Genomic DNA, 26,018 nt, shown 5'->3' on the forward strand with positions numbered 1-26,018 from the left:
CATGCATTCCCACCCCGCCCACCTCGCCACCGCCCCACAGCGCGCACTCGCACGCGGCTTACTGCTGGCGATGGCGCTTGCCGCCACCGGCACGCAGGCCGCAACGCCGCCGCCATACCTGGACACCCAGCGCCCGTTCGACGCGCGCGCGGCCGACCTGGTGGCGCGCATGACGCTGGAGGAAAAGGCCGCGCAGATGCAGAACGCCGCCCCGGCGATCCCGCGCCTGCAGGTGCCCGAATACGATTGGTGGAACGAGGCGCTGCACGGCGTTGCGCGTGCCGGCGGCGCCACCGTGTTTCCGCAGGCGATCGGCCTGGCGGCCACCTTCGACACCCCGTTGATGGCCGAGGTGGCCACCGCCATCGGCGACGAGGCGCGCGCCAAGCACCACGCGTTCCTGGCGCGCGGCGAGCACAAGCGTTACCAGGGACTCACCTTCTGGTCGCCCAACATCAACATCTTCCGCGATCCGCGCTGGGGCCGTGGTCAGGAAACCTACGGCGAAGATCCGTTTTTGACCGCGCGCATGGGCGTGACCTTCGTGCAGGGCCTGCAGGCGCAGCAGGGCCCGTACCGCAAGCTCGATGCCACTGCCAAGCACTTCGCGGTGCACAGCGGCCCGGAGGCGGACCGCCATCACTTCGACGTGCATCCCAGCGAACGCGATCTGTATGAGACCTACCTGCCCGCCTTCCAGGCCCTGGTGCAGGAAGGCAAGGTCGCCGCGGTGATGGGCGCCTACAACCGCGTCAACGGCGAATCCGCCTCGGCCAGCACGCGGCTGGAAGGCATCCTGCGCCGCGACTGGGGCTTCGATGGCTATATCGTCAGCGACTGCGCCGCCATCCGCGATATCTGGCAGAACCACAAGATCGTGCCCACGCCCGAGGCCGCCGCCGCGCTCGGCGTCAAGCACGGCACCGACCTGGATTGCGGCGACACCTACGCCGCGTTGCCGGCGGCGGTGCGGGCGGGCCTGATCGACGAAGCCAGCATCGACACCGCGCTCAAGCGGCTGATGACCACGCGCATGCGGCTGGGCATGTTCGACCCGCCGGCCAAGGTGCCGTGGGCGCAGATTCCGCCCTCGGCCAATCAATCGCCGCAGCACGATGCACTGGCGCGCCGCACCGCGCGCGAATCGCTGGTGTTGCTGAAGAACGATGGCCTGCTGCCGCTCAAACCCACGCTCAAGCGCATCGCCGTGATCGGGCCCACCGCCGACGACCCGATGTCGCTGCTGGGCAATTACTACGGCACCCCGGCTGCGCCGGTCACCATCCTGCAGGGCATCCGCGAGGCCGCGCCGCAGGCGCAGGTGGTCTACGCACGCGGCAGCGACCTGGTGGAAGGGCGCGAAGACCCCAACGCCGCCGCACCGATCGACACGCGCTATCTGCGCCCGTCGCCAGATGCCAAACAGAACGGCCTCACCGGCGAGTACTTCCGTGGACGTGCGTTGGCCGGCCAGCCGGTGCTGACCCGCATCGACCCGCGCATCGCCTTCCGCTGGGACCGCAATGCACCTACCGATGATGCAGTGGGCCGCGGTGAACTGCAGGCCGAGCGTGCGCTGGCCAAGGACGACTTCAGCGTCCGTTGGCATGGCCAGCTGCTGCCGCCGGTGTCGGGCAGCTACGAGCTGCAGATTGCCGCCGACGATGGCGTGCGCCTGTATCTGGACGGCAAGCTGCTGATCGATCAATGGAGCCAGGCCCCGCGCATGCGCGGCGGCAATGCCAGCGTTGCGCTGGAAGGCGGCAAGGCCTACGACCTGCGTGTGGAGTACTTCGAGGCCACCCGCGATGCCGGCGTGCGCCTGGCCTGGCGCATGCCCGGCGCCAAACCGCCGCTGCAGGAGGCCGTGGACGCCGCACGCAATGCCGAGGTGGTGGTGTTCGTCGGCGGGCTCACCGGCGATGTCGAAGGCGAGGAGATGGACGTCAACTATCCCGGCTTTGCCGGCGGCGACCGCACCGACACCCGCCTGCCCAAACCGCAGCGCGAGTTGCTGCAGGCGCTGCAAGCCACCGGCACGCCAGTGGTGGCGGTGCTGACCACCGGCTCGGCACTGGCAATCGACTGGGCGCAGCAGCATGTGCCTGCCATCCTGCTGGCCTGGTACCCCGGCCAACGCGGCGGCAGCGCGGTGGGCGATGTGCTGTTCGGCCAGGCCAGTCCCAGCGGCCGTTTGCCGATCACCTTCTACCGCGAAGACGAGCGCCTGCCCGCCTTCGACGATTACGCCATGCGCGGCCGCACCTATCGCTACTTCGCCGGCAAGCCGCTGTATCCGTTCGGCCATGGGCTGACGTACACGCAGTTCGCCTATTCGGACCTGCAGCTGGATCGCAACACCGTGGCCGCCGATGGCTCACTCACGGCCACGGTCATGCTGAAGAACACCGGCCAACGCGCCGGCGATGAAGTGGTGCAGCTGTACCTGCATCCGCTCACGCCGCAACGCGAACGCGCCGACAAGGAACTACGCGGCTTTCAACGCGTCACCCTGCAGCCGGGCGAACAACGCCAGCTGCGCTTCACCATCAAGGCGCAGGACGCCCTGCGCATCTACGACGACCAGCGCAAGGCCTACGCGGTGGATCCAGGCGCTTACGAGCTGCAGATCGGCGCCTCCAGCGCCGATATCCGCAGCAGGCAACGCTTCACCGTCACCGACAAGTAGCGCCTTGCAAAGCCCCTCGCTCTGCGGACGTGGGCAAAGAAACCCTCCGGCCGCGATTGCCCTAAGCCCCTCTCCCCTCGGCAGAGGGGTTGGGGTGAGGGTACGGCGCAGGCGACTCCACCACACATCCCTAATGCGCAGACACCACGATGCAAGTCCCACGTCTTTCGTTCGACACCCTTGCCACCCTGCCGCCAGTAGTTTTAACGCCCGCTTATGGCACAGCTGCAACCACCATCGGCATCGTCCACCTAGGCGCAGGCGCCTTCCACCGCGCCCACCAGGCCGTCTACATCGATGACCTGCTCGCAGACGATCCCAGCTGGGCCATCTGCGCCGTCTCCCTGCACAGCCCAGGCGTGCGCGACGTGCTGCGCCCACAGGACGGCCTGTACACCCTCGCCCTGCTCGACGAGCACCCGCAACTGCGCATCATCGGCGCCATCCGCGAGGTGCTGTGCGCCGCCGACGAACAGGCCGCCGTGCTCGCGCGCCTGGCCGATCCCGCCGTGCGGCTGGTCACCCTCACCATCACCGAAAAAGGCTACTGCCTGGCTGGCGACACGCTCGACCTTGCGCACCCCGACATCGCGCACGACATCGCCCACCCCGGCACACCGCGCAGCGCCATCGGCTATCTCGTCGCCGGCCTGCACCAGCGCAGGCAGCAGGGTATTGCGCCGTTCACCGTGCTCAGCTGCGACAACCTGCCCGACAATGGCAGCCTGCTGCGCCGCGCGGTGCTGCGGCTCGCCCAGCAACACGATCCAGCGCTTGCGGCGTGGATCGACCAGCACGCAACGTTCCCACGGTCGATGGTCGACAGCATCACCCCCGCCACCGACGACGCACTGCGCGCGCAAGTACAAGCGCAGACCGGCCTGCACGACGCCTGGCCGATCCAGCGCGAGCGCTACAGCCAGTGGGTGATCGAAGACCGCTTCTGCAACAGCCGCCCCGCGTTCGAGCGGGCGGGCGTGATCCTCAGCGACGACATCGCCGGCTATGCACGCGCCAAGCTGCGCCTGATCAACGGCCCGCACTCCGCACTCGCCTATCTCGGCAGCCTGCTCGAATTGGAAACCGTCGCCGATGCCATGCGCCACACGCAACTGGCCGCCTTCGTCGAAACCCTGATGCGCGAACACATCGCTCCCACCCTGCAGCCCATGCCGGGCTTCGACGCGCAGCAGTACATCGACGCCATCCTGGCCCGCTTCCGCAACCCCGCCATCCGCCACTTGCTCGCCCAGATCGCCTGGGACGGCTCGCAGAAGATCCCGGTACGCCTGCTCGGCGTCATCGGCGACGCGCTGGCTGCCGGGCGGCGGATCGACCGGCTCTGCATTCCGGTAGCGGCCTGGTTGCAGTTCGTGCGCAGGCAGGCGGCAAACGGCGTGGCCTTGGTCGATCCGCTGAGCGACGTGCTAAGCGACATCGCCCGCTCGACCACCGGCGATGCCGCCCATGACATCGCGGCATTCCTCACCGTGGATACGGTATTCGCGTCGCTTTCCGGCGATGCGCGTTTTGTGCAGGCGCTGCACGCTGCCTACGCTGCGCTGGGCAATGCAACACCAGCAGAGATACAGCGGGCCATTGACTTGGGGTGATGCATCGCACTGCATCGCCCGATGACATCGCATGCAAAGGTCCGATGTCTGCAGCGTGCGATTGGCGGGCAGCAATGCGCAGAATACCGCCCATCGAGCTACCCTATCCGCGGCCTGTTGCGGATAGGCAGGCACGCAGATGCAGCGGGCGATTGAATGCCTACTTACCGATCACCTGCCCAATCCTGAGCAGGTTGCCATTCTCGTCGACAAGCGCAAATTCCCGCATTCCCCAGGGCTTGTCGCTGACAGGATCGAGCCGGGGGATGCCGTGCAGCGGAAGCTCCGCCGCATGCATGGCGGCGTAGACCGCATCGACATCGCCAACCCGGATGTAGCACCCCGCATAGCAGGCAGCAGGATCCAGGTCCGGATGCGCGAAGAAATGCAGTTCCACCTCGCCACGGGTCAGGATCGCGTAGCCTGCATCGTGCGGATGCGCATCGCCGACAAAGCCCAGCCGCCGGTAGAAGGCGACGGTGCGCTCGATGGAGCGAGCCGGTAGCAGCGGAATCGTACGGTCTGGCGCCTGGGCACTGGAAGTCATCGCTTTCTCGTAGTGGGAGAACGAAGTCGCCGTTGGACGCAACGATACGCCATATCCGACAGATCGGTTGAGCGCCGTGCCGTCCTGTCTTGACTCGCTTCATTGGCGAGTAGCAAGATCTCGTTGCTGCGGCACATTCCGCAGCCGGGTTTAGCAGCCTGTAATCACAAGGCGCACCAGCGCCCATTGCACGATGTCGGCGCTTTTCTTTTGCCCGATGTGTCGCGTGGGCAGGCGTGCTCGCTTTACGGCGGGCGGTGCGCGGAGACCGCAAGGTCTGCCGGTTCCTTGTGACCGGTCTGCTAACCGCGCATCGTTCGCCACCCTTGTTTAGCAGCGAGGTGGCGGACTTCCTATCACACAAGGAGTTCGATATGACCCATCCCACGTAACCGCCCATGCACGCCCTGCATCGCCGGCCAAGCGCTCTGTTGTCGCACGTACCGGATCAAGGCAGAGCTCGGTGTCCGCCGTGACCGACATGGAGTCGGCGGCAGATCCATCGCCAGCGCCCACCCCGCCCTTGCGCAAGCCCGGCTTCCGTATTCCCGAGCGGGTCACCATGAGCTGCCAGCACTACGACGTGCGGCGGGCCGAGGATGTCGTCGGCTGCGCGGTGCCCAAGCTGCGGCTGTCCGGACGTTGGCTGGAACACTGCGGTTTCGCGGTTGGCGATGCGCTGCAGGTCACGGTGGGACGCGGCGTGCTGTTGATCAGCCGCATGGCACCCGCGCTGGCTGCGGTGAAACCACGCCGAAAGTGACCCGTATGGGCCAAGGGCCCTGATGCGGTGCTTGCGGCACCTGCTCCCCTGTATGGGAGCAGGTGCGCTTGTTGCCCTCGTCCGGATTGGAGAGAGGAGCCTGCCCGATCCTGCTTGCGTTGGAGACAGAAGGCTGCCTGTGCCGTCCGCACGCGAGAGCAACGTGTCTGTTTCGATACGGGGCAGCGAAGCAAGGCCGCGTTGCACGTGGGTCGCCAGCGGCACGGAGCGTGTTGCCTGCACCGGCATCTGCAGGGCACCGCGCGACATGACATGCTTGGCCTCATCAACGCCGCCACCCACCTCCGGTTAGGCTCACGCGCCGCATGGCCATGCGCAAGAAACACGAGTTGCCTGAGAAACCCTGCATGCACTGCGGGCGGCCGTTTCGTTGGCGCAAGAAGTGGGAGCGCGTGTGGGACCAGGTGAAGTACTGTTCCGACCGTTGCCGTGGCGAAAGCAAGCGGACGCGTCCGCCTCTGTGACCTGCACGATGTGCGCATTGCCGGTCACCGCCACGCGCGCCCACCAGCGCCAGACCGTCGCACACGGGCGCACTCGCGTAGTGTGGGTGCGCGCTGTGCAGTAACGAACCCCGGCGCCGGTTCGATGTCCGCATCGCCACTGGAGCTGGTCGTGGTCGCGGCGATTGGCAAAAACGCGGTGGAAGAGGCCCGGTTGGGTGAGCTACCGTATTCCCGCACCTATGGAGTTTTCCGCATGAAAATGGCTGTCTTCAGCACGCGCCCTTACGACAAGCGCTTTCTCGACGAAGCAAAACTGCGCCTGGGCGCGGAATGTGCAGCCGAGTTCGTTTACTTCGAGGCAACGCTGGATCTGCAGACGGCCGCACTGGCGCAGGGGTGCCAGGTGGTGTGCGTGTTCGTCAACGACCAGCTCGATGCGCATGTGCTGCAGGCGCTACACGCCGGCGGTGTGCGCGCGGTGCTGCTGCGCTGCGCCGGTTTCAACAATGTGGACCTTGCCGCGGCCACCGCACTTGGCCTGTTCGTGGCACGCGTGCCGGCCTACTCGCCCGAAGCGGTGGCCGAGCACACCCTGGCGCTGGTCATGACGCTCAACCGGCAGACGCACCGCGCCTACAACCGCGTGCGCGAGGGCAACTTCATGCTCAACGGCCTGCTCGGCCGCACCTTGCACGGCAAGACGGTGGGCCTGGTCGGGCTGGGCAAGATCGGGCTGGCGACTGCACGTATTTTCAACGGGATGGGCTGCGAGGTGCTGGGCTTCGACCCCTATCCCACACCCGGCTTCGCTGCGATCGGGCAGCGGGTGGAACTGGAGACGCTGCTTGCACGTGCAGACATCGTCTCGCTGCACTGCCCGCTGACACCGGCCACGCAGCACCTGATCGACGATGCGGCGCTGGCGTCGATGAAGCCGGGGGCGATGCTGGTCAACACCTCGCGCGGTGGACTGGTGGATACCGATGCGGTGATCCGCGCGCTCAAGTCCCGCCAGCTCGGCCATCTGGCCATCGATGTCTACGAGCAGGAAAGCGCCTTGTTCTTTCAGGACCGCTCGGGCGAGATCATCGACGACGAGGCGTTCCAGCGCCTGATGACCTTCCCCAATGTCTTGGTCACCGGGCACCAGGGATTCTTCACCGCCGAGGCGCTGCAGGAGATCTCCGAAATCACCCTGCGCAACCTCGCTGATTTCGCTGCGGGCTCCCCGTGCGCCAATCTTGTTCCGACACCGTAAGCGTCCCCTTTCCCGTTCACCACCCGCGCAGGTCCAACCATGTGGCAACAACTCTACGACCCGCTCGGTAACGCCAACCTCTCGGCATTGCTGGCCGCCTTGCCGGTGCTGTTCTTCTTGCTGGCGCTGACGCTGCTGCGGCTCAAGGGGCTGACCGCCGCGTCGCTGGCGGTGCTGGTCTCGGTGGCGGTGTCGTCGCTGGTGTTCGGCATGCCGATGGCCAGCATCGTGGGCGCCGCGCTGTTGGGCGTTGCCAACGGCATCTTCCCGATCGGCTTTATCGTGCTGATGGCGGTGTGGCTGTACAAGCTGGCAATCCGCAGCGGCAAGTTCGAGGTGATCCGCAGCAGCATCGCCACGGTGTCCGAAGACCAGCGCATCCAGGTGTTGCTGATCGCGTTCTGCTTTGGCGGATTTCTGGAAGGTGCGGCCGGGTTTGGCGTGCCGATCGCCATCTGCGCGGCGTTGCTGGTGGAGTTGGGCTTCCGTCCGCTCAAGGCGGCAATGCTGTGCCTGCTGGCCAATGGCGCGGCGGGTGCCTACGGGGCGATCGGCATCCCGGTGCTGGTGGGCGCGCAGCAGGGCGGCGTGCGCCTGGACGAGATGTCGCTGATGCTGATCGCGCTGGTGCAGGTCTGCGCACTGCTGGTGCCGGCGGGGCTGGTGGCGATGCTCGATGGCTGGCGTGGCGTGCGCGAGACCTGGCCGGTGCTGCTGTTTGTCGGCGTGGTGTTCAGCGGCGTGCAGACGGTGACCTTGTCCCTGCTGGGTCCGGAACTGGTGGACATTGTCGGCCCGCTGGCCGGCATGGGGGGGCTGGCCCTGTTCATGCGGTTCTGGCGGCCCAAGCGCATCTACCGCGAAGCACAGGCGCCGCCGTGCTCCACCCAGCGCTGGACGCTTGCCCAGGTGCTGCGTGCGTGGTCGCCGTTCTACATCCTGACCGGCGCGATCCTGGTATGGAGCCTGCCTGCGTTCAAGGCACTGTTTGCCGCGGACGGCGCGCTTGCCGCCACGGTATTGCATCTGCCCATCGGCCTGCTCGATCAGCGCGTGCAGGAAGTGCCGCCACTGGTGGCCAGCGTGCGCACGCTGCCTGCGGTGTGGAATGTCGGTTGGCTCAACGCGTCCGGCACGGCGATCCTGATCGCCGCGGTGCTCACGGTGCTGCTGTCGCCGCGCCTGACCCTGCGCTCGGCAACCGGCGAATTGGCCCAATCGGCGAGGGAGATGTGGAGACCGCTGGCCACCGTGTCGCTGGTGATGGCGGTGGCCTATGTCACCAACTATTCCGGCGCATCGTCGAGCATTGGTCTGGCACTGGCGCAGGCCGGTGGCGTGTTTCCGCTGCTGTCGCCGGTCATCGGCTGGATGGGGGTGTTCATCACCGGCTCGGTGGTCAACAGCAATACGCTGTTTGCGCATCTGCAGGCGGTGACGGCGGCACAGATCGGCGTGCCGGCCGCATTGCTGGTGGCGGCCAATACCGCCGGCGGCGTGATGGCCAAGCTGGTCTCGCCGCAGTCGATCGCCATTGCCGCCGCTGCGGTCAAGCTGGTGGGGCAGGAGTCGGCAATCATGCGGACCACCCTGGCCGCCAGCCTGGGATTGCTGGCGTATGTCTGTCTTTGCACGTGGCTGCTGTCGATGCTGCTGCACTGATGCCGGTGGCGGCGTGCGGGCCGGACGAATATCCGCATTGCCCAGGCGTCTTCGGCCTGCTTGCGGATCACTTCGCCTGCCGCACCTGCACGGCACCAGCGGTGCCGAACAGGCGCATCAGCACCACGACGAGCAGCGCAACAAAGCTCAACTCCCACACATAGAACGCGATACCCACGTGGTCGATCATGACCTGGTGGCCGGCCTCGTTCTTGTCGAACCGGGTTGCGCGAAAGGTATCCAGCCCGATCAGGCACGCCGCTACCAACAGCGCCGCCGCCACCTTGTCCACCTTGAAGAGGTAACACAGCCACGCCAGGAAGAACAACGGATTGCTCATCCAGGCCACGCACTGGCCGTCGACCACCTGCATCCAGCCAAGCAGCAGGATGACGAAGCCACCCAGGTGATCATTGCCGCCATGCAATGCGGGCAGGCATAGCGCAACGCCGTACAGCAGGGCCGATAACACGGGTAGAAAAATCTTCACGAGCGTCCTTGTCCAGGATGAGGCGAGTGTGCGTGTGCTCTTCCGGAGCTCCGGATCGCATCTGCACGGGCGAGCTTGTCCACTATAGACACTGCGCGCGCATCTTTCACCGGCGCTCCGGGCCAGCCAGGGGCGGCCATCCCCACACCCGGTTGCGGCTAATGCGTGCCGGTTCTCTTCGCAGCGCCCGCTCCGCCTGCCCGCGTGGCAGCGCTGCCCTTACGTGCCACGGCCATGTTGTCGACCAGGTTGGGATAGGGCCGGCCCGCTGCCTTGGCGCGCTGTCTGGCTTGCGTCTTCTGCGCTGGAGAAAGCGAACCTGAGCGCGAAGCACGCTTCGGATTCGGCTTGTTCCATGGCGCTGAAGCCTTGCCCTCGCCTTTCTTCGCAGTGCTGCGCGTGGAGGCGCTCTTGCTGGCCGCAGGTCGGCGTGCGGCGGTCTTTTTTCTCGCAGTCTTCTTTGCAGGTCTTTTCTTCGCCGTCGCTTTCTTGACTGCGGTCTTCCTTGCTGCGGTCTTCTTTACAGCCGCCTTCTTGGCTGCCGTCGTGCCGGTGGCCTTGCGGGCACCGGTCGACGACCTGGACGTTGATGTCGCCGCGCTACCGGCCACTGCTTTGCCGGCTGCGCCTTTTTTCGCCGAAGGTTTCTTCGCGGAGGCCGTTGCGGTTGTGTTCCTTGCGGCCTTCTTTGCGGCGGTCTTCCTTGCGGTGCGTTTTGCTGCGGTCTTCCCGGCGGTGCGTGTCTTCGTACCACTGGCGCCAGTGGCGGCCGTGTTGCTGGTGCCTGTGCCCTTTCCTGCTTTGGTCTTCGCGCTGGCTGCATCCTGCAGACGCTGGTACAGCCGCGCTGCCCAGCGCTGGCCGGCGTCGCCGCCCCAGAGCAGCCAGGCGATGTAGCCTGCAGATGGAGCACTGCGATCGGCCCAGCCCTTGGCGTTCTTGTCCACGCTGTGACGCGCGAAATACGCATGCATGCGCCGGATGGTCTGCGTGGACAGCGACGTCTGTGCCGACAGGTCGCGTGCACGCGCAACGCCGATCGCGGTGCCGCCACGCCCGTGCTGCTCGCGCAAGCGCAGTCCGCGTGCCGCTGCATTGGCAACGTTCCTGGGTGGCAGTGTCGAAATCGCCTGCTTTGCTGGTGTGCGTGCCACGGGTTGCTCCTGTCGCATCGAGTTGCCGTAGTGTTCGCATGCGCCGTGCTGCTGCATGTGAAGAGGCTGGCAGCCGGGCCTGCACACGCCACACGCCGGTGGAGGTGACTCGGCGATACGCAGGCACGCCACGCGGCGCGCGGTTGCGCGGTCGCCAAGGCGAGCTCTCGCTCAGCACGCACCGGCAAGCGACATCCGCCGCGCCAGGCGCAGCCGCAGCCGCAGCCGCAGATCAGCCTGCTTGGGAAGCTGGATCGCCGTGCATGTGTCGCTACACTGGCCTGCCACGGCTATCGCAAGAGTGCTGCATGCGCCTGTTGAAGACCTCGTTCCACGCGGGCCTGCTCGCTGCCGCAATCGGCATGCTCCCCGCGCTTGCGCAGGCTGCCGACGCAGCGGCGCCGGCAGCCACGTCGGCGCAATCGACACAGTCGCCCCAATGGCAGGTGCTGAGCACACGCAATCAACCGCATGCGCGCCATGAGAACAGCATGGTGGCCATTGGCGATCGCCTGTATCTGGTCGGCGGACGCGATCAGCGCCCGCTGGAGATCTTCGACACCCGCACGCGCCGCTGGTCGCAGGGCAGTGCGCCGCCGCTGATGGTGAGCCACGCGCAGGCGGTGGTGTCGTCGGGCAAGCTGTACGTCGTGGGCGGGTTCACCGGCGACTATCCCGAGGAAGCGTCGCTGAGCAATCTGCTGATCTACGATCCGCGCACCGACCACTGGCAGGTGGGGCCGGAGATTCCCAAGCATCGCCGCCGCGGCGCGGCAGGCGCGGTGGAGCACGACGGCGTGCTGTACCTGGTCGGCGGCAACACGCGCGGCCATATGAGCGGCTATGTGCCATGGCTGGATGCGTTCGACACCAGAACGCAGCAATGGACGCAGCTGGCCGACGCACCGCGTGCCCGCGATCATTTCCATGCAGTGGTGCTCGACGGAAAACTGTATGCCGCCGGTGGCCGCAGGTCGGCGCACGAAAGCGGCAATACCCTGGCGCAAACGATTCCCGACGTCGATGTGTATGACATCCAGCGCGGCACCTGGTCGGTAGCACCGGCTGCGCTGCCGACGCAGCGCGCAGGCACTGCGGCCATCGCACGCAATGGCCGCCTGCTGGTCATCGGTGGCGAGAGCATGCGGCAGGTCAAGGCGCACGACGAGGTGGAAGCCTACGACCCAGCCGCGTCCACCTGGACGACGCTGGCAGCATTGCCGCAAGGGCGGCATGGCACCCAGGTTGCCGCCGTCGGCGACGATCTGTACATCGTTGCGGGCAGCGGCAACCGTGGCGGCGGGCCGGAGCTGGATGATGTGTTGCTACTGCATGAAGGCAACACACCTAAGCCACGCTGACTCCTGCGCACGGCATGCTGCGAGAGATCTGGTTGAAGATTGTGTGTTTGAAGATGAGGATCTAATCTGCTTCACCGTTCTTCAATCTGCAACGCCAGGGAGTGGTTATGCCGAAGCGTGGATCAAATAAAACGCCGTCAACAATGCCCGGTGTTGCCGGGCAATTCTCGTTTCCCTTGGTACATGCGCAAGGCGAGCCGGAGACATCGCCAATGCTGGCGGCTTCCGACCCCCGTTACAGCAAATACATCGTATATGTCGATGAAAGCGGCGACCATGGCCTGACATCGGTGGATCCCAACTATCCCGTGTTTGTGCTGGCCTTCTGTGTCTTCCACAAAGGCCACTATGCGCAATGGGTAGTTCCCGCCATCGAATCGTTCAAGTTCAGGCATTTCGGGCATGACGTGGTGATTCTTCACGAGCATGACATCCGCAAGGAAAAGGGACATTTCCGCTTCAACAATCGATTGGAGAAGACGATTTTTCTGGAAGGGCTGACGGGAATCATCGAGTCGCATAACTTCATCCTGATCAGCTGTGTCATCGACAAGACACGGCTGAAGGAAAAGCCCCAGCCTGCAGACAATCCCTATCACTTGGCGCTCGCATTCTGCCTGGAAACACTTTTCGAACTAATACAAGAAAAGAAGCAGGACGATGTTACAACGCACGTGGTGGTCGAATGCCGTGGCAAGAAGGAAGACCGCGATCTGGAGCTGGAATTCAGGCGGATCTGCGACGACGCAAACCGCTGGGGCCGGCAACTTCCCTTCACCATCGTCTTTGCGGACAAAAAGGCCAACTCATCTGGCTTGCAACTGGCTGACCTCGTTGCGCGGCCCATCGGGCTATCGGTACTTCGTCCAGGTCATCCCAATCGGGCATTCGACGTGCTGCAGCGAAAATTCTTCTGCAAGCAAGGCCGGCGTCAATTGGGTGTCGACTATGAAGGCTGGGGCCTGAAAATCTTCCCGCCGCCAGAAAGCGAAAAGCCCCGGTGATCTCACCGAGGCTATGACGCCGACCGGGAACCCCCAGTCCACTTAAGATGCGAGTCTAGAGTTCTGGACCGAAGAATTCAAGGTTGCCTGCTACAAAACCGGGTCAGTCAGGACATCGCATCCATAAGCTGTTGTGACGGCTGAAAGCAGAACGGCTTGCACACGGCGATGGATAAAGCTCCATCGTGGCCAGGGCCGCTTTTACTAAAGCGGCGATTGCGCAAACTGCAACCCAAGCGCCTTGACGCGCACCCGCGTCAGCATCGCGTGCGAGGTCATGTAGAGGGTGTGGCCGTCGTCGCCGAAGGCGCAATTGGAGATGGCCTCGCCGGTTTCGATGCGGCCCAGCCTGCGGCCGTCGGGGGCGAACACGATGACGCCGCCGGGGCCGGTGGCGAACAGGTGGCCGTCGGCGGAGACCGCCATGCCGTCGGGCAGGCCGGGCGCGTCCTTGGCCACCAGATCGGAGGCGTCGGCGAACACGCGCTTGCCGGTCACCGCACCGTTGGCGTCGAGCGCGTAGGCCATCCAGATCGGGCGCTGCGGATCGGAGTTGGCCACATACAAGGTGCGCTCGTCGGGCGACAGGGCGATGCCGTTGGGAAGGCTGAGGCCGTCGTCCAGCAGGTGCACGCTGCCGTCGGTGTCCAGGCGGTAGATGCCGTTGAAGCGCAGTTCCTTGACCGGCGAGTCGTTCATGCCCTTCAGGCCATACGGCGGGTCGGTGAAGAACACCACGCCATCGCTGCGGCGGACCAGATCGTTGGGGCTGTTGAAGCGGTGGCCTTCGAACTGCGTTGCCAGCGGTGTCTTCTTGCGCGTGACCGGGTCGAGCCTGGCGACGATGCGCGTGCCGGAATCGGCTAGCAACACAGTGCCATCGGGTTCGGCATACAACCCATTGGCGCCGGCCTCGCGTAGCGTGGCCTGCTCGGGGCCGCTGTAACCGGACGGCGACAGCAGGACCGACAGGCCCGCCTCCTCGGACCAACGATAAAGCGTGTTTTCCGGCACATCGGTGAACAACAGATAGCCGCCATTGCGCACCCAGGCCGGGCCCTCGGACCAGGTGAAGCCTTCGGTGAGCTTCTCGATGCGCGCGTCGGCCGCAACCACCTTACCGAAGCGCTGGTCGAAGGTTTCCAGGTGCCCGATCGCCGTGAAGCGCGGCGGCGGGGCTTCCTTTTTCGTGCAGGCAGCGACAATGGCCAGCAGCGGAACGGCCAACAGCAGATAGGGCGGTAAGCGCATCGGTCAGTCCAGTAACGAAGTCGGGCCATGATGCCACCATGCGTGTGCAGGTCTGCTGCGCACGCTGGCGACCATGCTAGCGCTCGCCAGCGTGCGCCGGCACCGCCAATATCGCATCCACTGCCGGCTTGGGCTGGTGATTGCGATCAAACAGCAGCGGATAATTGGTACGCCCCGGCACGGGGTAGTCGTTCTTCCATGACATGCCGTCGGTGACGCCCCAGACACTGACGCGGGCGAGCTTGTCGCGCTTGCGCCAGAACAGCGCGAACAATTCGGCATAGCGATCACGCAGTTGCGCCTGCACCTGCGCTGGCAGGCCATCGCGATACGGGTCGAGAAAGCGCTTGAATTCCGGCAGCTGGAACTGCTTGTGTGCAAGGCCGGTGCCGATGACCTGGCCTTCCCTGGTGAGCGGCAACACGTCGATGTCCAGCTCGGTGATCATGACCTTGATGCCGAGCGCGGCGTAGGCATCGATGGCGTCTTCGATGTCGCGCAGGCTGGGGTAGTTGAGCCCCCAGTGTCCCTGCATGCCGACGCCGTCGATACGGATGCCGGCCTGCTGCAGCATCCTGACCATGCGCACGATCCCGTCGCGCTTGCTCGGCCGCCAGGCGTTGAAATCGTTGTAGTAGAGCTGCGCATCCGGTGCATAGCGCTGGGCAAAGGCGAAGGCGTTACGCACCACGGTGTCACCGTCGCCGACCCGCTGCACCCAGTTGGTATCGCGGTAACTGCCGTCTTCGTCGATGATCTCGTTGACCACGTCCCAGGCCTGCACCTTGCCGACATAGCGCCCTGCCACGCGCTCGATGTGCGCGCGCATGCGCTCCAGCTGCGCGTCGGCGGTGTTGGGCTTGCCCTGTGCATCGACGAAGAACCAGTCCGGCGTCTGGTTGTGCCAGACCAGCGTATGGCCGATCACGAACAGGTCGTGGCTGCGGCCGTAGGCGACGAAGGCATCGGCGGCGCTGAAGTCGAACACGCCCGGACGTGGCGCAACCACCTCGGCCTTCATCACGTTTTCGGCGGTGACGGCATTGAAGTGGCAGGCGACCAGCGCGGAAGAGGCGGCATCCTTGCCGGAGACGATGTCGGCATTGACGGCGGTGCCGATCAGGAAGCCGTCGGCGTAGGCGCGCCGGAGCGACGTGCTGCGGGTGTCGCAGGCAGCGGAGGCTGGCAGTGCAGTGACGGCGCTGATGACGGCGAACGCAATGCTCAGGCAGGTTGATGCGCGCGTACTGTTTTCTTGCATGACAGGCTTCCTGATCGGATGCGTTTTCTGTTCTCTTCGCGGCTGACCGTGACTGGCAATGCGCGCCAATGCGGGATCGCAGCTTATGCGTTGCCAGGTGCGTTTGAATCCAGCAACCACGCTAGCGAACGCGGGAGCACGTTTGCGTCCATCGCATCTGTTGCGTGCAGGCACCGCATCGCCATCCGCACGCGACAGCTCACCTGCACGTGCCACACACTTGCCGAGCAGCAGACCCATCACTCCACCACCACCTGCGCACTGGCCGCCTGCACGCTGTCGGACTCGACATGGACGGTGATCGTGCCCCGCACGCCGGCCTTGCCGCGCACGATCGCCAGACACAGGCCGTTGAAGGCGTTGCGCTGCGGCGCGGCGAACGACTCCAGGTTGGTGGGGTCGCCATTGTCGGTGGCGACGAGCTCGCCCGGGCCCTCGATGCGGAAACGCAGGCGGTCGCCTGCGGTCGGCGCAGGACGTCCGGCGCGATCGAACAGGCGCACGGTGACAAAGCTCAGGTCCTGCCCGTCGCCACGGATGCGGCTGCGGTCGGGCATCACCTGCATGCGCGCGGCGCTGCCGGCGGTCTGCACGCGGTCGCTGGCCCAGGGTTTGCCCTGCCTGTACGCCTGCACGCGCAGCTCGCCGGGCTGGTAGACCACACCGTCCCAGCGCAGCCGGTACTGCAGCGGGCCCTTGCGCTTGCGCCCCTGCGAGACGCCGTTGACGAACAGCTCGGCCTCGTCGCCGGAGGTGAACACATGCACCGGCGTGACCTGGCCCTCGCGGCCGGGCCAGGTCCAGTGCGGCAGCAGATGCGCCATCGGCAGGTCGGGGCGCCAGCGTGACTGATACAGCCAGTAGCGGTCCTTGGGAAAACCGGCCAGATCGAAGATGCCGGAGTAGGAACTGCGCGAACTGTAGTACGGCGTGGGCTCGCCCAGATAATCGAAACCGGTCCAGACGAATTCGCCGGCAACATACCGATGCTGGTCCTGGGCCGCGAACACCTTGTCGGCGCTGGAGCCGAAGTCCACCGCATGCAGTTCGTAGGCGCTGACCTGGTGCGCGACCGAATCGCCGCCGCGCCCATCGCGCACCGGCGCGCTGGTGTCCGGCGTCACCGGAAACAGATACACGCCGCGGCTGCTCAAGGCCGAGGCGGTCTCGCTGCTGAGGATGGCCTTGTGCGGAAACGTCGCATGGAACGCCGGGTATTGCGGTTGCTTGCGGATACGCTCGGTGCCGGCGAATTCCGGCGCGTCGCGGATGCCTTCGCCCTGGTAATTGAGGCTGATGACATCCAGTGCAGCGGGCAGTGGCATCTCGGGCGAGGCGTAGTTCATCGCCACCGTGGCCGGGCGCGAGGGGTCTTCCTCATGCACGATGGCGTGCAGTGTGCGTGCGATCGCCGCGCCCTGCTCGCCGGTGTATTGCTCGCCGACCTCGTTGCCAACGCTCCACAGCATCACCGAGGGATGATTGCGGTCGCGCCGCAGCATCGCGCGCAGGTCCGGCTCGTGCCATTGCGGGAACACCAGGTGGAAATCCAGCGGGGTCTTCTTCATCTGCCAACTGTCGAACACCTCGTCCACCACCAGCAGGCCCATGCGGTCGGTCAGCTCCAGCAGCTCCGGCGCGGGCGGGTTATGGCTCATGCGGATGGCGTTGGCGCCCATCTGCTGCAGCAGCTGCAGTTGCCGCTCGGCGGCGCGCACATTGAACGCCGCACCCAGCGCGCCGAGGTCGTGATGATTGTTGACGCCGCGAATCGGCACCTGTTCGCCGTTGACCAGCAGGCCCTTGTCGGCATCGAACACGATGCTGCGGATGCCGAACGGCGTTTCGTAGCGATCCACCACGCGCCCGTCCTGGCGGACCTCGGTCACTGCGACATAGCGATGTGGGCGCTGGGTGGGCGGCGGGCCCCAGAGACGTGGATGGTCGATCTGCGTGCTGCCCTGCACGCGTGTGCTCCCACCCGCGGGAACCGCAACCCGCATGGCGGCAATGCGCGCGACCGGCTCGCCACTGCGCGTACCGCGTGCAGCGTCGAGCACATAGATCGCGGTGCTCACCTGCGCCTGCACCGCACTGCGGGCGGCATTGTCCAGCGTGACTGCCAGCTGCACCTGCGCCCTGTCTGCCGACACCTGCGGCGTGGTCAGCTGCGTGCCCCAGTGCGCCACATGCAGCGGCGCAGCTTTGGTCAGCCACACATTGCGATACAGCCCGCCGCCCGGATACCAACGCGCCGAGTCGGGCGGGTTGTCCAGGCGGATCGCCAGCTGGTTGCGCGCACCAAACACCACGTAGGGGCTCAGGTCCACGCGCCAGGAGCTGTAGCCATACGGCCAGCCGCCGACCAGCTTGCCGTTGAGCCAGACCGTGGCATAGGCCATCGCGCCATCGAGATCCAGAAACAGCGCGCGTCCGCGATCGCTGGCCGGAATGTCCAGCGTCTTGCGGTACCAGCCCACGCCCCAGCTCGGCAGGCGCCCCATGCCGCCGTACGGGCCATCGGCCAGGAACGGCCCGGCGATGGCCCAATCGTGCGGCAGATCCACGCGCTCCCAGCCGCTGTCGTCGAACTGCGGCTGCACGAAGGCCACGCTGCTGCCCGGATGCCCGGGCGGGCGGACGTGGCGGTTTGCCGGGTCTGCAATCAACGCATTGGCCGTGGGCAGGATCCACGGCTTGAGCACGCGTGTTGCGGCGGCATCGAGGTGCTGCGCCTGCTCGGGCCGGGCATCGGCCACCTTGCCGTCTTCGCTGCGTAGCACCTGCGGGCGGACGTCGTAGTCCAGGAGTTGGCGATTGCCGGGAGGATCGCCGCGGTGGAAGCGCCATTGCGCGTTGAGCGAGACCCGCTCACGTGGCAGTTCGGTAGGCACCGGTGGTGCTGCCAGCGCGGGCATGACGATGAAGATGCAGAGCATCGCCAGACGTGCAACACCTGCGCAGCGCCTCAAATCGTGCATCACCGGTGCCTGCCTGCCGGCACGCGTCATGGCGCGGCACTCTTCTGCCGTCTATACACGCACGGCATGTTCGCCCTTCGTGCACACGTGTGGGCATCGCTGCCTGCTGCCTCGCCCACCTTCACAGGTGGTAGGCCCGCTTGGGCAAGCGATACGCCAGATCGATCGCCACCTCGACCGCTTCATCCTCATCCAGGCGATGCTCGGCAACCAGCCTGGCGAGAAACGCGCTGTCCACGCGCCGCGCCACATCGTGGCGTGCCGGAATCGACAGGAAGGCGCGGGTGTCGTCGTTGAAACCCACGGTGTTGTAGAAGCCGGCACTGGCGAGGGTCTGCTCGCGGAAGCGCCACATGCCCTCCGGCGCGTCATGGAACCACCAGGCCGGGCCCAGCAACAGCGACGGGTAATGCCCGGCCAGGGGCGCCAGCTCGCGGCTGTAGCTGGTCTCGTCCAGGGTAAACACGATCAGGTGCAGGCGCGGGTCGTTCCCGAACCGGTCCAGCAAGGGCTTGAGCGCATGCACGTAGTCGGTGCGCATCGGAATATCGGCGCCCTTGTCGCGCCCGAAGGTCTGGAACAGCTGCCGGTTGTGATTGCGGAAGCAGCCCGGATGCAGCTGCATCACCAGGCCATCGTCCAGGCTCATCGCCGCCATCTCGGTCAGCACCTGCGCGCGGAACAGCTCGGCCTGCGCCGGCGTGGCCGCACCGCGCACCACGGTGTCGAACAGGCGCTGCGCCTCGGCCGGCGACAGATCGGCGGTGGCCGCGCTGGGGTGGCCATGGTCGGTGGAGGTTGCGCCGTGTGCGGCAAAGAACGCGCGGCGCTGCCGATGCGCACGCAGATAGCCCTGCCAGCTCAGCACGTCCTCGCCGGTGAGCGCGCCAAACTGCTGCAGTGCGCCGGCAAACTGTTCGTGTTCGGGGTCGACCACCGGGTCCGGGCGATACGCGGTGAGCACGCGTCCCTTCCAACCGCTGGCGCGAATGGCCGCGTGGTGCTGCAGCGTGTCCAGCGGCGATTCGGTGGTGGCAATCACCTCGATGTTGAAACGCTCGAACAAGGCCCGCGGGCGAAACGCCGCTGTCTGCAAGGCGGCGGTGATGTGGTCGTAGTAATGATCGGCGGTGCCGGCATCCAGCCGGATGCGCAAATCGAACACGTCATGGAAGACATGGTTGAGCCACAACGCTGACGGCGTACCGCGCAGCAACGTGTAGTGCTCGGCGAACACGCGCCACGCCGCGCGCGGGTCCACCGCCGCGCGCGACCCGTCCGCCCGCGGGATGCCCAATGCGTCCAACGCGATGCCCTGGCTGTAGAGCATGCGGAACACATAATGGTCCGGCACCAGCAGCAACTCGGTGGCATTGGCGAATGGCGCATCGGTGGCGAACCATGCCGGGTCGGTATGGCCGTGCGGGCTGATGATCGGCAGCGCGGCGACCTGCGCATACAGGCGCCGTGCGATCGCGCGCGTGCCAGGGTCGGCGGGCAGCAGGCGGTCGTCGTGCAGGGTCAGGGGAGAAGGCGTGGACATGGCATCAATGCACCAAAAGAGACTGAGAACGAAATCCAGCGACTGCACGCTTCATGGCGCGCGCGTGCCGGGATGGCTGGCAACGTAATCGCGCAGCCAGGTCAGCGCAGGCCGTTCGGTGCCATCGGCACGGATCAGGTACGCCGCCTCCTTGTCGCGCCACAGGCCGGGGCGGAACCCCCACAGCGTGATGCCGCGCACCGCCGGGTGCTCCCAGAACACCGGGAAGACGCGCTGGTAGTCGGCCAGCTGCTGCGCATCGCTGGGCCCGTCCAGATCGAACTCGGTGATGTAGATCGGCAGGCCGGTCGCGGCCAATGTATCCAGATTGGCACGATGCACCGACATCGCCACGTTCGGGGTGGTTTCGAAGGCGTGCTCCTGCACGCCGATCGCATCGACCAGCTGCTCGCGCTGCAGCAGCTGCACGATCTGCAGGTACTTCTGCGTGGCCTGGGTGCTGTTGGTGATGCTGTAGTCGTTGATCATCAGCCGCGCACGCGGGAAGTGCTGGCGCGCCAGCCGGAACGACTGCAGCACCCATTCCCAGCCGCTGGCGCCGTTGCCGCCGAGTGCCTGCAGATAATTGCCGCCGCCGGTGTCGTCCTTGCTGGGCGGGTCGTTGAGCGGTTCGTTGACCACTTCCAGCAGGTCGATGTCCGGATACCGCTGCGCAACCGCAGCAAACCACTGCGCGATCTCGCGGCGTTGCTCGGCCGGCGGCAACGACTTGATCCACTCCGGCTGCTGGTTGCCCCACACCATCACATGCATCTGGAACGGCATGCCGTTGGCCTTGGCCAGTTCGTAGGCGGTATCCAGCCCGCTCCAGTCCATCTGGTCGCGCACCGCTTCCACGCTGCCCCACTTGCCGCTGTTTTCCGGGGTGAGCTTGTTCCAGTACTGCGCGAATCCTGGCGCCTGTTGCGGGCTGTAGGCGCTGCCCAGGAACTTGGGCGCGCCGGCGGCCAGCGGTGCGGCCTGCGCCAGGCTTGCGATGTTCGCTGCCAACAACACGCCGGCTGCCAGTGTGCGTAAGTGCATGATGCTCCCCTCAGGACGATGCGGTGGCGGCCGGTGAGGCCGCTGCCGGCAGCTGCGCCGGCTCCAGGCGTGGTACCAGCGCGTGCACCACCGCCAGCGCCAGCAGGTAGGCCGAGCCTGCCATCAGGAACACCGGCACATAACTGCCGGTGGCCTGCAGCAGGAACCCGATGAAGGTGGCGATCAGCATGCCACCGACCGCACCGGCAAAGCCGCCGATGCCGACCACCGTGGCCACCGCATGCCGCGGAAACATGTCCGAGGGCAGCGTGAACAGGTTGGCCGACCAGCCCTGGTGCGCGGCGGTGGCCAGGCCGATCAGGCCGACCGCCAGCCACAGATTGTCGGCACGTGCAGCGAACACGATCGGCACCACCGAGACGGCGCAGATCAGCATGGCGGTCTTGCGCGCGCGGTTGACGCTCCAGCCGCGCGCGATGAAGCGCCCGGCGACCCAGCCACCGGCGATGCTGCCGATGTCGGCCAGCACGAAGATCACGATCAACGGCGCGCCCAGTTGCAGCAGGCTCAAACCGTATTCGGCATGCAGGAACTTGGGCAGCCAGAACAGGAAGAACCACCAGATCGGGTCGGTGATGAACTTGCCCAGCACGAACGCCCAGGCCTGCCGGTGCCGCAGCACCTGCAGCCACGACAGCCGCCGCTGCACCGGCTCGTGCGCATCGCTGCGGATATGCGCCAGCTCTGCCGCCGACAGGCCGGGCTGCTGCTCCGGCGGGTGATAACTGAGCCACCACACCAGCAGCCAGGTGGCGCTGAGCACGCCGGTGAACAGGAAGGCCGCCTGCCAGCCCCAGGCGGTGGCGATCAGCGGTACCAGCAACGGCGCGACGATGGCACCGATGTTGGAGCCGGAATTGAAGATGCCGGTGGCCAGGGCGCGCTCGCGACGCGGAAACCACTCGGCCACCGTCTTCAACGCGGCGGGGAAGTTGCCGGACTCGCCCAGCCCCAGGAAGAAGCGCGCGATCGCAAAGCCCACCACGCTGGTGGCCAGCGCATGCCCCATCGCCGCCAGGCTCCAGATGCCGATCGCCAGCGCGTAGCCGACGCGCGTGCCGAAGCGGTCGATCACCGCACCGCTGCACAACAGGCCCAGCGCGTAGGCGGCCTGGAAGGCGGTGACGATATAGCCGTACTGGATCTCGTTCCAGCCGATCTGCGTCTGCAGAAACGGCGCCAGCACGCCCAGCACCTGGCGGTCGACATAGTTGATGGTGGTGGCGGCAAGCAGCAGTGCGCACACGCGCCACCGCATGCGGCCCAGGCGCGCCAGCGTGCCGGCGGGCGCTGCGGCGTGCGGCAACTGGCTCATGTGCCCGCGCGCCGCAGCGCCGCTGCGCGCAGCATGCGCGGGGCAATCGCGCAGCGACCACTGCTAGGCACTGCCGCATGCCCGGGGTAGCCCGGCCTCTGGCTGCCGCGTTCTTCGGTTCGATTCATCGGCCACTGCACCTGCACGAAGGTAGCCTTGCGCCACGGGTGATAGCGCTACCATTACCACGCCATCGGGCAAAAACCATCGCGCAGTGCAGCACGCCAGCGCGTGGTGCGCAGCCGGTACGGTTTCGATCAGCGCCGCGATTGTCCGCCGCCGCGATACCTCGCCGCCTATGCTGCCCTGCAGCGTGATGTTCTGAATTTGGTAGCGCTACCATCCGGCGTCACTGATCGCCCGTTCTTCCCCACCGCACCATCGCCGCGCCGCGCATCGGCAGCGGCACTCCCTGCGCAGGGGCGATGCGTGGGACATCTGCTCACCTGTTAGGGAAGGGATTACGGTGAAGAACAGCTACGCACGAACCGCGTTGTCCTGCGCGTTGGGGTCCATCCTGCTGGGCATGGCCAGCACTGCCGCCTGGGCGCAGTCCAGCGATGCCAGCAGCGCCGCGCCCGCCGCACAACCGCCACCGGCCACCGCTGCCGGCGGCGATGCGGTGACCCAGCTCGACACCGTCACCGTGTCCGGCTACCGACGCAGCATCCAGTTCTCCACCGATGCCAAGCGCGACTCGGTGGGTTTTGCCGACACCGTGTTTGCCGAGGACATCGGCAAGTTCCCGGACATGAATATCGCCGAGTCGCTCAACCGCATCCCCGGCGTGCAGCTCTCGCGCGACGTCAATGGCGAGGGCTTGAACATCGCCATCCGCGGCCTGGGCACCAGCTTCACCAAGACCACGCTCAACGGCGCCAGCATCGCCACCGCCTCGATCGGCCTGAACGCGCAGAACCAGAACCGCGAGGTCGATCTGAACCTGTTTCCCACCGAATTCTTCACCCAGCTCACCGTGAGCAAGACGCCCACCGCGAGCATGCTCGAAGGTGGCGTGTCCGGTGTGGTGGACATGCGCAGCGCGCGCCCGTTCGATCGCCCCGGGGTGCACTTCACCTACCAGGCCCAGGCCGACTGGAACAGCACCAGCGAAAAGACCACCCCGCGCGGCGCCTTCATGGGCAGCTGGACCAACGAGGCAGGCACCTTCGGCGCACTGTTCGGCGTGGCCTCGGTGCGCAGCAAGCTGGGCGTGCGTGGCTTCGAAAGCGTGGGCTGGACCAACCCCGGCCTCACCTACACCCAGTGCGGCCTCACCCCGCCTGCGGGCACGCCGGCCACCAATCAGCCGGCCGCGTGCAACGTCAATGGTGGCGGCAACTGGCGCATCCCCGACCGCGTGCCGGCCACCGCCGGCAGCGGCCTGACCACCGGCGAGACCATCGATGCGGCCTGGCTGCTGGCGCGCAACCCCGGCCTGAGCATCGACCAGATCAGCGACGCGCTGATTCCGCGGCTGGGCCGCAGCGTGTACATGAATGGCGACCGCGACCGCGATGCCTCGGTGATGTCGCTGGAATGGCGCCCCTCCGACAGCATGCATTTCTACCTGGATACGCTGTATTCGGAAGCCAAGCGCACCACCGAGCGCATCAGCATGAATCTGATCGGCCGCAACGGCAACATGATCCCGCTGGGCATGCAGCTGGACCAGAACAACGTGGTCACCAGCGCCACCTTCGCCAATGCGCAGTACTTCCTGGAAGCGCGCCCGTACCGCGAGGAAGTCAAGTTCTGGAGCGTCAACCCGGGTGCGGAACTGTTGTTCGGCGCGGACCAGGACATCAAGCTCAACGTGCAGGCCAATGCCACGCGCAGCTGGCTCGATCGCGAATCGCCCAGCATCCTGGTCACCTCGCCGTTCACCACCGTCGACTACCGCAATGAGGGCGGCGACCGCCCGTCGATCAGCAGCCCGCTCGATCTCAACGACCCGAACCTGGGCTGGGGCTGGAACGGTGGCCGGGTCAATATCCAGAACGAAAAACGCGTGACCGAAACACGTGGCGGGCGCGCCGACCTGCAGTTCGGCGAAGACAAGCGCAACGTCAAGATCGGCGCCGCCTACGACCAGGCCGAGCGCACCATTCGCGGTTTCGACAACAGCATCGCCTGGGAGCAGGTGGTCTGCCGCGGCGGCGGCGGCACCATCTGCAACGGTGGCCCCGGCTCGGCAATTCCGAATGCGGCCCTGGCCGGCTATCTGCGCCCCGGCCCGGACGGCTTCATCACCGCCGATTTCAACCGCTTCCTCGGCGACACCAACTACTACGCGCTACGCGATTCCGCCCCGGAAACCAACTCCGCCAACACCGGCGCCTCGGCCGGCGGCATCCGCGAAAAGAACTGGGGTTTCTACATCGAAACCAACGCCGAAACCGAGGTGTGGAACCGCACGCTGCGCTTCAACGCCGGCGTGCGCTACGTGACCACCGACCAGACCATCACCGGCCCGGTCACCATCAACGGCATCCGCCGCATCCAGGTGCTGGATTCGGACTACAAGGAAACCCTGCCCTCGTTCAACGCCGCCTGGGACGTGGCCGACAACGTGGTGCTGCGCCTGTCCAGCTCGCGCACGCTCACCCGGCCCGACCCCAGCGCGATGCTGCCCAACACCAACTTCAGCGACCCCTCCGCGCAGACCGCTACCCAGGGCAATCCGAACCTGGCGCCGTACCTGTCCACCAACGTGGATTTCGGCGGCGAGTGGTACACCGGCGGCGAAGGCTATGTGGGCCTGACGCTGTTCAACAAGCGCATCAGCGGCTTCACCGTCAACGGCGTGCGGCGCATTCCCTTCAACGACCTGGGGGTGCCGTACGAGAGCCTGCTGCCGATCCAGCAGGCCGGCCTGGACCAGCGCGGCGGCCCGACTGCGGCCACCGTGGATGTGCAGACCCAGGTCAACGCCGACGGCGTGCTCAACATTCGCGGCACCGAGGCAATCTGGGTGCAGCCGCTGGACAAGCTGGTCGACGGCCTGGGCTTCAGCGTGAACTACACCCACGTCACCCAATCCTCCGAAGGCGAAGGCATTCCGGCAGTGGCGGTCGGCGTCGCGCCCAACCTGTGGAACGGCACCGTGTACTGGGAAAAGGACGCCGCCTCGGTGCGCCTGTCCTACACCTGGAACGACGACATGGTGATCTCCGGCGCCAACCAGAACGGCATTCCGTATGCGCGCCTCAACGCCGATGCGCGTGGCCAGCTGGACCTGTCGGCCAGCTACGCACTGGACTGGCTGCCGTCCAAGCCGCAGCTCACCCTCAACGTCACCAACCTCACCGACGAACCGTTGCGCACCACCTACGCCTGGCCCAACGCCACCTACGATCTGTACGAGCCCGGCCGCACGGTCATGCTCGGCATCCGCGGCACGTTCTGAGCGTGGTCATCGACACGACCGCACAGAGGCCAGGCGGGTGTGGCCGACCCGTGGAGCGCGCGTGGCCTTGTTGCATGGCCCGCGCACCGCATGCCGCTGCCGCTCCCCTGGCGCGCGCGGTTTTGCCGGACACTTCAGGCGCCATGCCTGCCGGCGCGATCCGGACCGATCGCGGTCGGCGGCAT

Annotated in this window: 18 protein-coding genes; 9 read left to right on the forward strand and 9 right to left on the reverse strand. The window is 66.3% G+C overall.

All coding sequences use genetic code 11. From position 1 onward, the window contains the following. Nucleotide 1: 1 nt before the first annotated feature. Both H7A86_RS19790 and H7A86_RS19795 read left to right on the forward strand, forming a co-directional pair. A complete protein-coding gene (locus H7A86_RS19790; RefSeq protein WP_119132132.1) occupies nt 2-2,689 on the forward strand; it encodes a glycoside hydrolase family 3 protein in 2,688 nt (895 codons plus the stop codon). Between the two features lie 149 nt (nt 2,690-2,838). Then, a complete protein-coding gene (locus tag H7A86_RS19795; RefSeq protein WP_119132131.1) occupies nt 2,839-4,302 on the forward strand; it encodes a mannitol dehydrogenase family protein in 1,464 nt (487 codons plus the stop codon). Nucleotides 4,303-4,462: 160 nt separating this feature from the next. Here the strand turns inward: H7A86_RS19795 and H7A86_RS19800 are convergent, their stop codons facing one another. Continuing rightward, nucleotides 4,463-4,849: a bleomycin resistance protein gene (locus tag H7A86_RS19800; protein ID WP_119132130.1), complete on the reverse strand. Its 387-nt coding sequence runs from the start codon at nt 4,847-4,849 to the stop codon at nt 4,463-4,465. 463 nt (nt 4,850-5,312) lie between these two features. Between H7A86_RS19800 and H7A86_RS19805 the strand changes: the two genes are divergently transcribed. The 4 genes from H7A86_RS19805 to H7A86_RS19820 all read left to right on the forward strand — a co-directional run bounded on the left by H7A86_RS19805 (nt 5,313) and on the right by H7A86_RS19820 (nt 8,999). After that, nucleotides 5,313-5,612 (forward strand): SymE family type I addiction module toxin, encoded by a 300-nt coding sequence (locus H7A86_RS19805; protein WP_232099136.1) that lies wholly within the window; start codon nt 5,313-5,315, stop codon nt 5,610-5,612. A 326-nt stretch (nt 5,613-5,938) separates the two neighbouring features. Continuing rightward, complete coding sequence (locus tag H7A86_RS19810) at nt 5,939-6,097, forward strand: DUF2256 domain-containing protein (protein WP_119132129.1); 159 nt, start codon at nt 5,939-5,941, stop codon at nt 6,095-6,097. A 235-nt stretch (nt 6,098-6,332) separates the two neighbouring features. Continuing rightward, nucleotides 6,333-7,337, forward strand: coding sequence for a 2-hydroxyacid dehydrogenase (locus H7A86_RS19815; RefSeq protein ID WP_119132128.1), 1,005 nt, complete (start codon nt 6,333-6,335; stop codon nt 7,335-7,337). 39 nt (nt 7,338-7,376) lie between these two features. Beyond that, nucleotides 7,377-8,999, forward strand: a complete 1,623-nt coding sequence (locus H7A86_RS19820) for an L-lactate permease (RefSeq protein WP_119132127.1) — start codon at nt 7,377-7,379, stop codon at nt 8,997-8,999. A gap of 67 nt (nt 9,000-9,066) precedes the next feature. Here H7A86_RS19820 and H7A86_RS19825 read toward each other — a convergent pair whose 3' ends face one another. Continuing rightward, nucleotides 9,067-9,489: a hypothetical protein gene (locus H7A86_RS19825; protein WP_115678142.1), complete on the reverse strand. Its 423-nt coding sequence runs from the start codon at nt 9,487-9,489 to the stop codon at nt 9,067-9,069. Nucleotides 9,490-9,647: 158 nt separating this feature from the next. After that, the gene (locus H7A86_RS21295) at nt 9,648-10,700 is read right to left on the reverse strand and encodes a DNA-binding protein (protein WP_232099137.1); all 1,053 of its coding nucleotides are present in this window, start codon (nt 10,698-10,700) and stop codon (nt 9,648-9,650) included. A gap of 251 nt (nt 10,701-10,951) precedes the next feature. Here H7A86_RS21295 and H7A86_RS19835 point away from each other — a divergent pair, with 251 nt between their 5' ends. Both H7A86_RS19835 and H7A86_RS19840 read left to right on the forward strand, forming a co-directional pair. Continuing rightward, nucleotides 10,952-12,004 carry a Kelch repeat-containing protein gene (locus H7A86_RS19835; protein ID WP_119132126.1) on the forward strand — a complete coding sequence of 351 codons (1,053 nt, stop codon included), beginning with the start codon at nt 10,952-10,954 and terminating at the stop codon, nt 12,002-12,004. Nucleotides 12,005-12,111: 107 nt separating this feature from the next. Beyond that, complete coding sequence (locus tag H7A86_RS19840; protein WP_232099138.1) at nt 12,112-13,008, forward strand: DUF3800 domain-containing protein; 897 nt, start codon at nt 12,112-12,114, stop codon at nt 13,006-13,008. 204 nt (nt 13,009-13,212) lie between these two features. Here the strand turns inward: H7A86_RS19840 and H7A86_RS19845 are convergent, their stop codons facing one another. From H7A86_RS19845 to H7A86_RS19870, 6 genes are all read right to left on the reverse strand, one after another. Beyond that, nucleotides 13,213-14,259: an SMP-30/gluconolactonase/LRE family protein gene (locus H7A86_RS19845; protein WP_119132124.1), complete on the reverse strand. Its 1,047-nt coding sequence runs from the start codon at nt 14,257-14,259 to the stop codon at nt 13,213-13,215. Nucleotides 14,260-14,335: 76 nt separating this feature from the next. Next, nucleotides 14,336-15,520: an endo-1,4-beta-xylanase gene (locus H7A86_RS19850; protein ID WP_180707961.1), complete on the reverse strand. Its 1,185-nt coding sequence runs from the start codon at nt 15,518-15,520 to the stop codon at nt 14,336-14,338. A gap of 239 nt (nt 15,521-15,759) precedes the next feature. Continuing rightward, nucleotides 15,760-18,438, reverse strand: a complete 2,679-nt coding sequence (gene galB, locus H7A86_RS19855) for a beta-galactosidase GalB (RefSeq protein WP_119132412.1) — start codon at nt 18,436-18,438, stop codon at nt 15,760-15,762. A 184-nt stretch (nt 18,439-18,622) separates the two neighbouring features. Beyond that, nucleotides 18,623-20,044, reverse strand: a complete 1,422-nt coding sequence (gene uxaC / locus H7A86_RS19860; protein WP_119132123.1) for a glucuronate isomerase — start codon at nt 20,042-20,044, stop codon at nt 18,623-18,625. Nucleotides 20,045-20,095: 51 nt separating this feature from the next. Continuing rightward, nucleotides 20,096-21,088, reverse strand: coding sequence for an endo-1,4-beta-xylanase (locus H7A86_RS19865; RefSeq protein WP_119132122.1), 993 nt, complete (start codon nt 21,086-21,088; stop codon nt 20,096-20,098). A 10-nt stretch (nt 21,089-21,098) separates the two neighbouring features. Then, nucleotides 21,099-22,424: an MFS transporter gene (locus tag H7A86_RS19870; RefSeq protein ID WP_119132121.1), complete on the reverse strand. Its 1,326-nt coding sequence runs from the start codon at nt 22,422-22,424 to the stop codon at nt 21,099-21,101. A gap of 466 nt (nt 22,425-22,890) precedes the next feature. On the opposite strand from H7A86_RS19870, the gene H7A86_RS19875 reads away from it, so the two are divergent. Next, nucleotides 22,891-25,833, forward strand: a complete 2,943-nt coding sequence (locus H7A86_RS19875; protein WP_180707962.1) for a TonB-dependent receptor — start codon at nt 22,891-22,893, stop codon at nt 25,831-25,833. The last annotated feature ends 185 nt before the right edge of the window (nt 25,834-26,018 follow it).

It is taken from the genome of Xanthomonas euroxanthea (assembly GCF_903989455.1).
Taxonomy (GTDB): Bacteria; Pseudomonadota; Gammaproteobacteria; order Xanthomonadales; family Xanthomonadaceae; genus Xanthomonas; species Xanthomonas euroxanthea.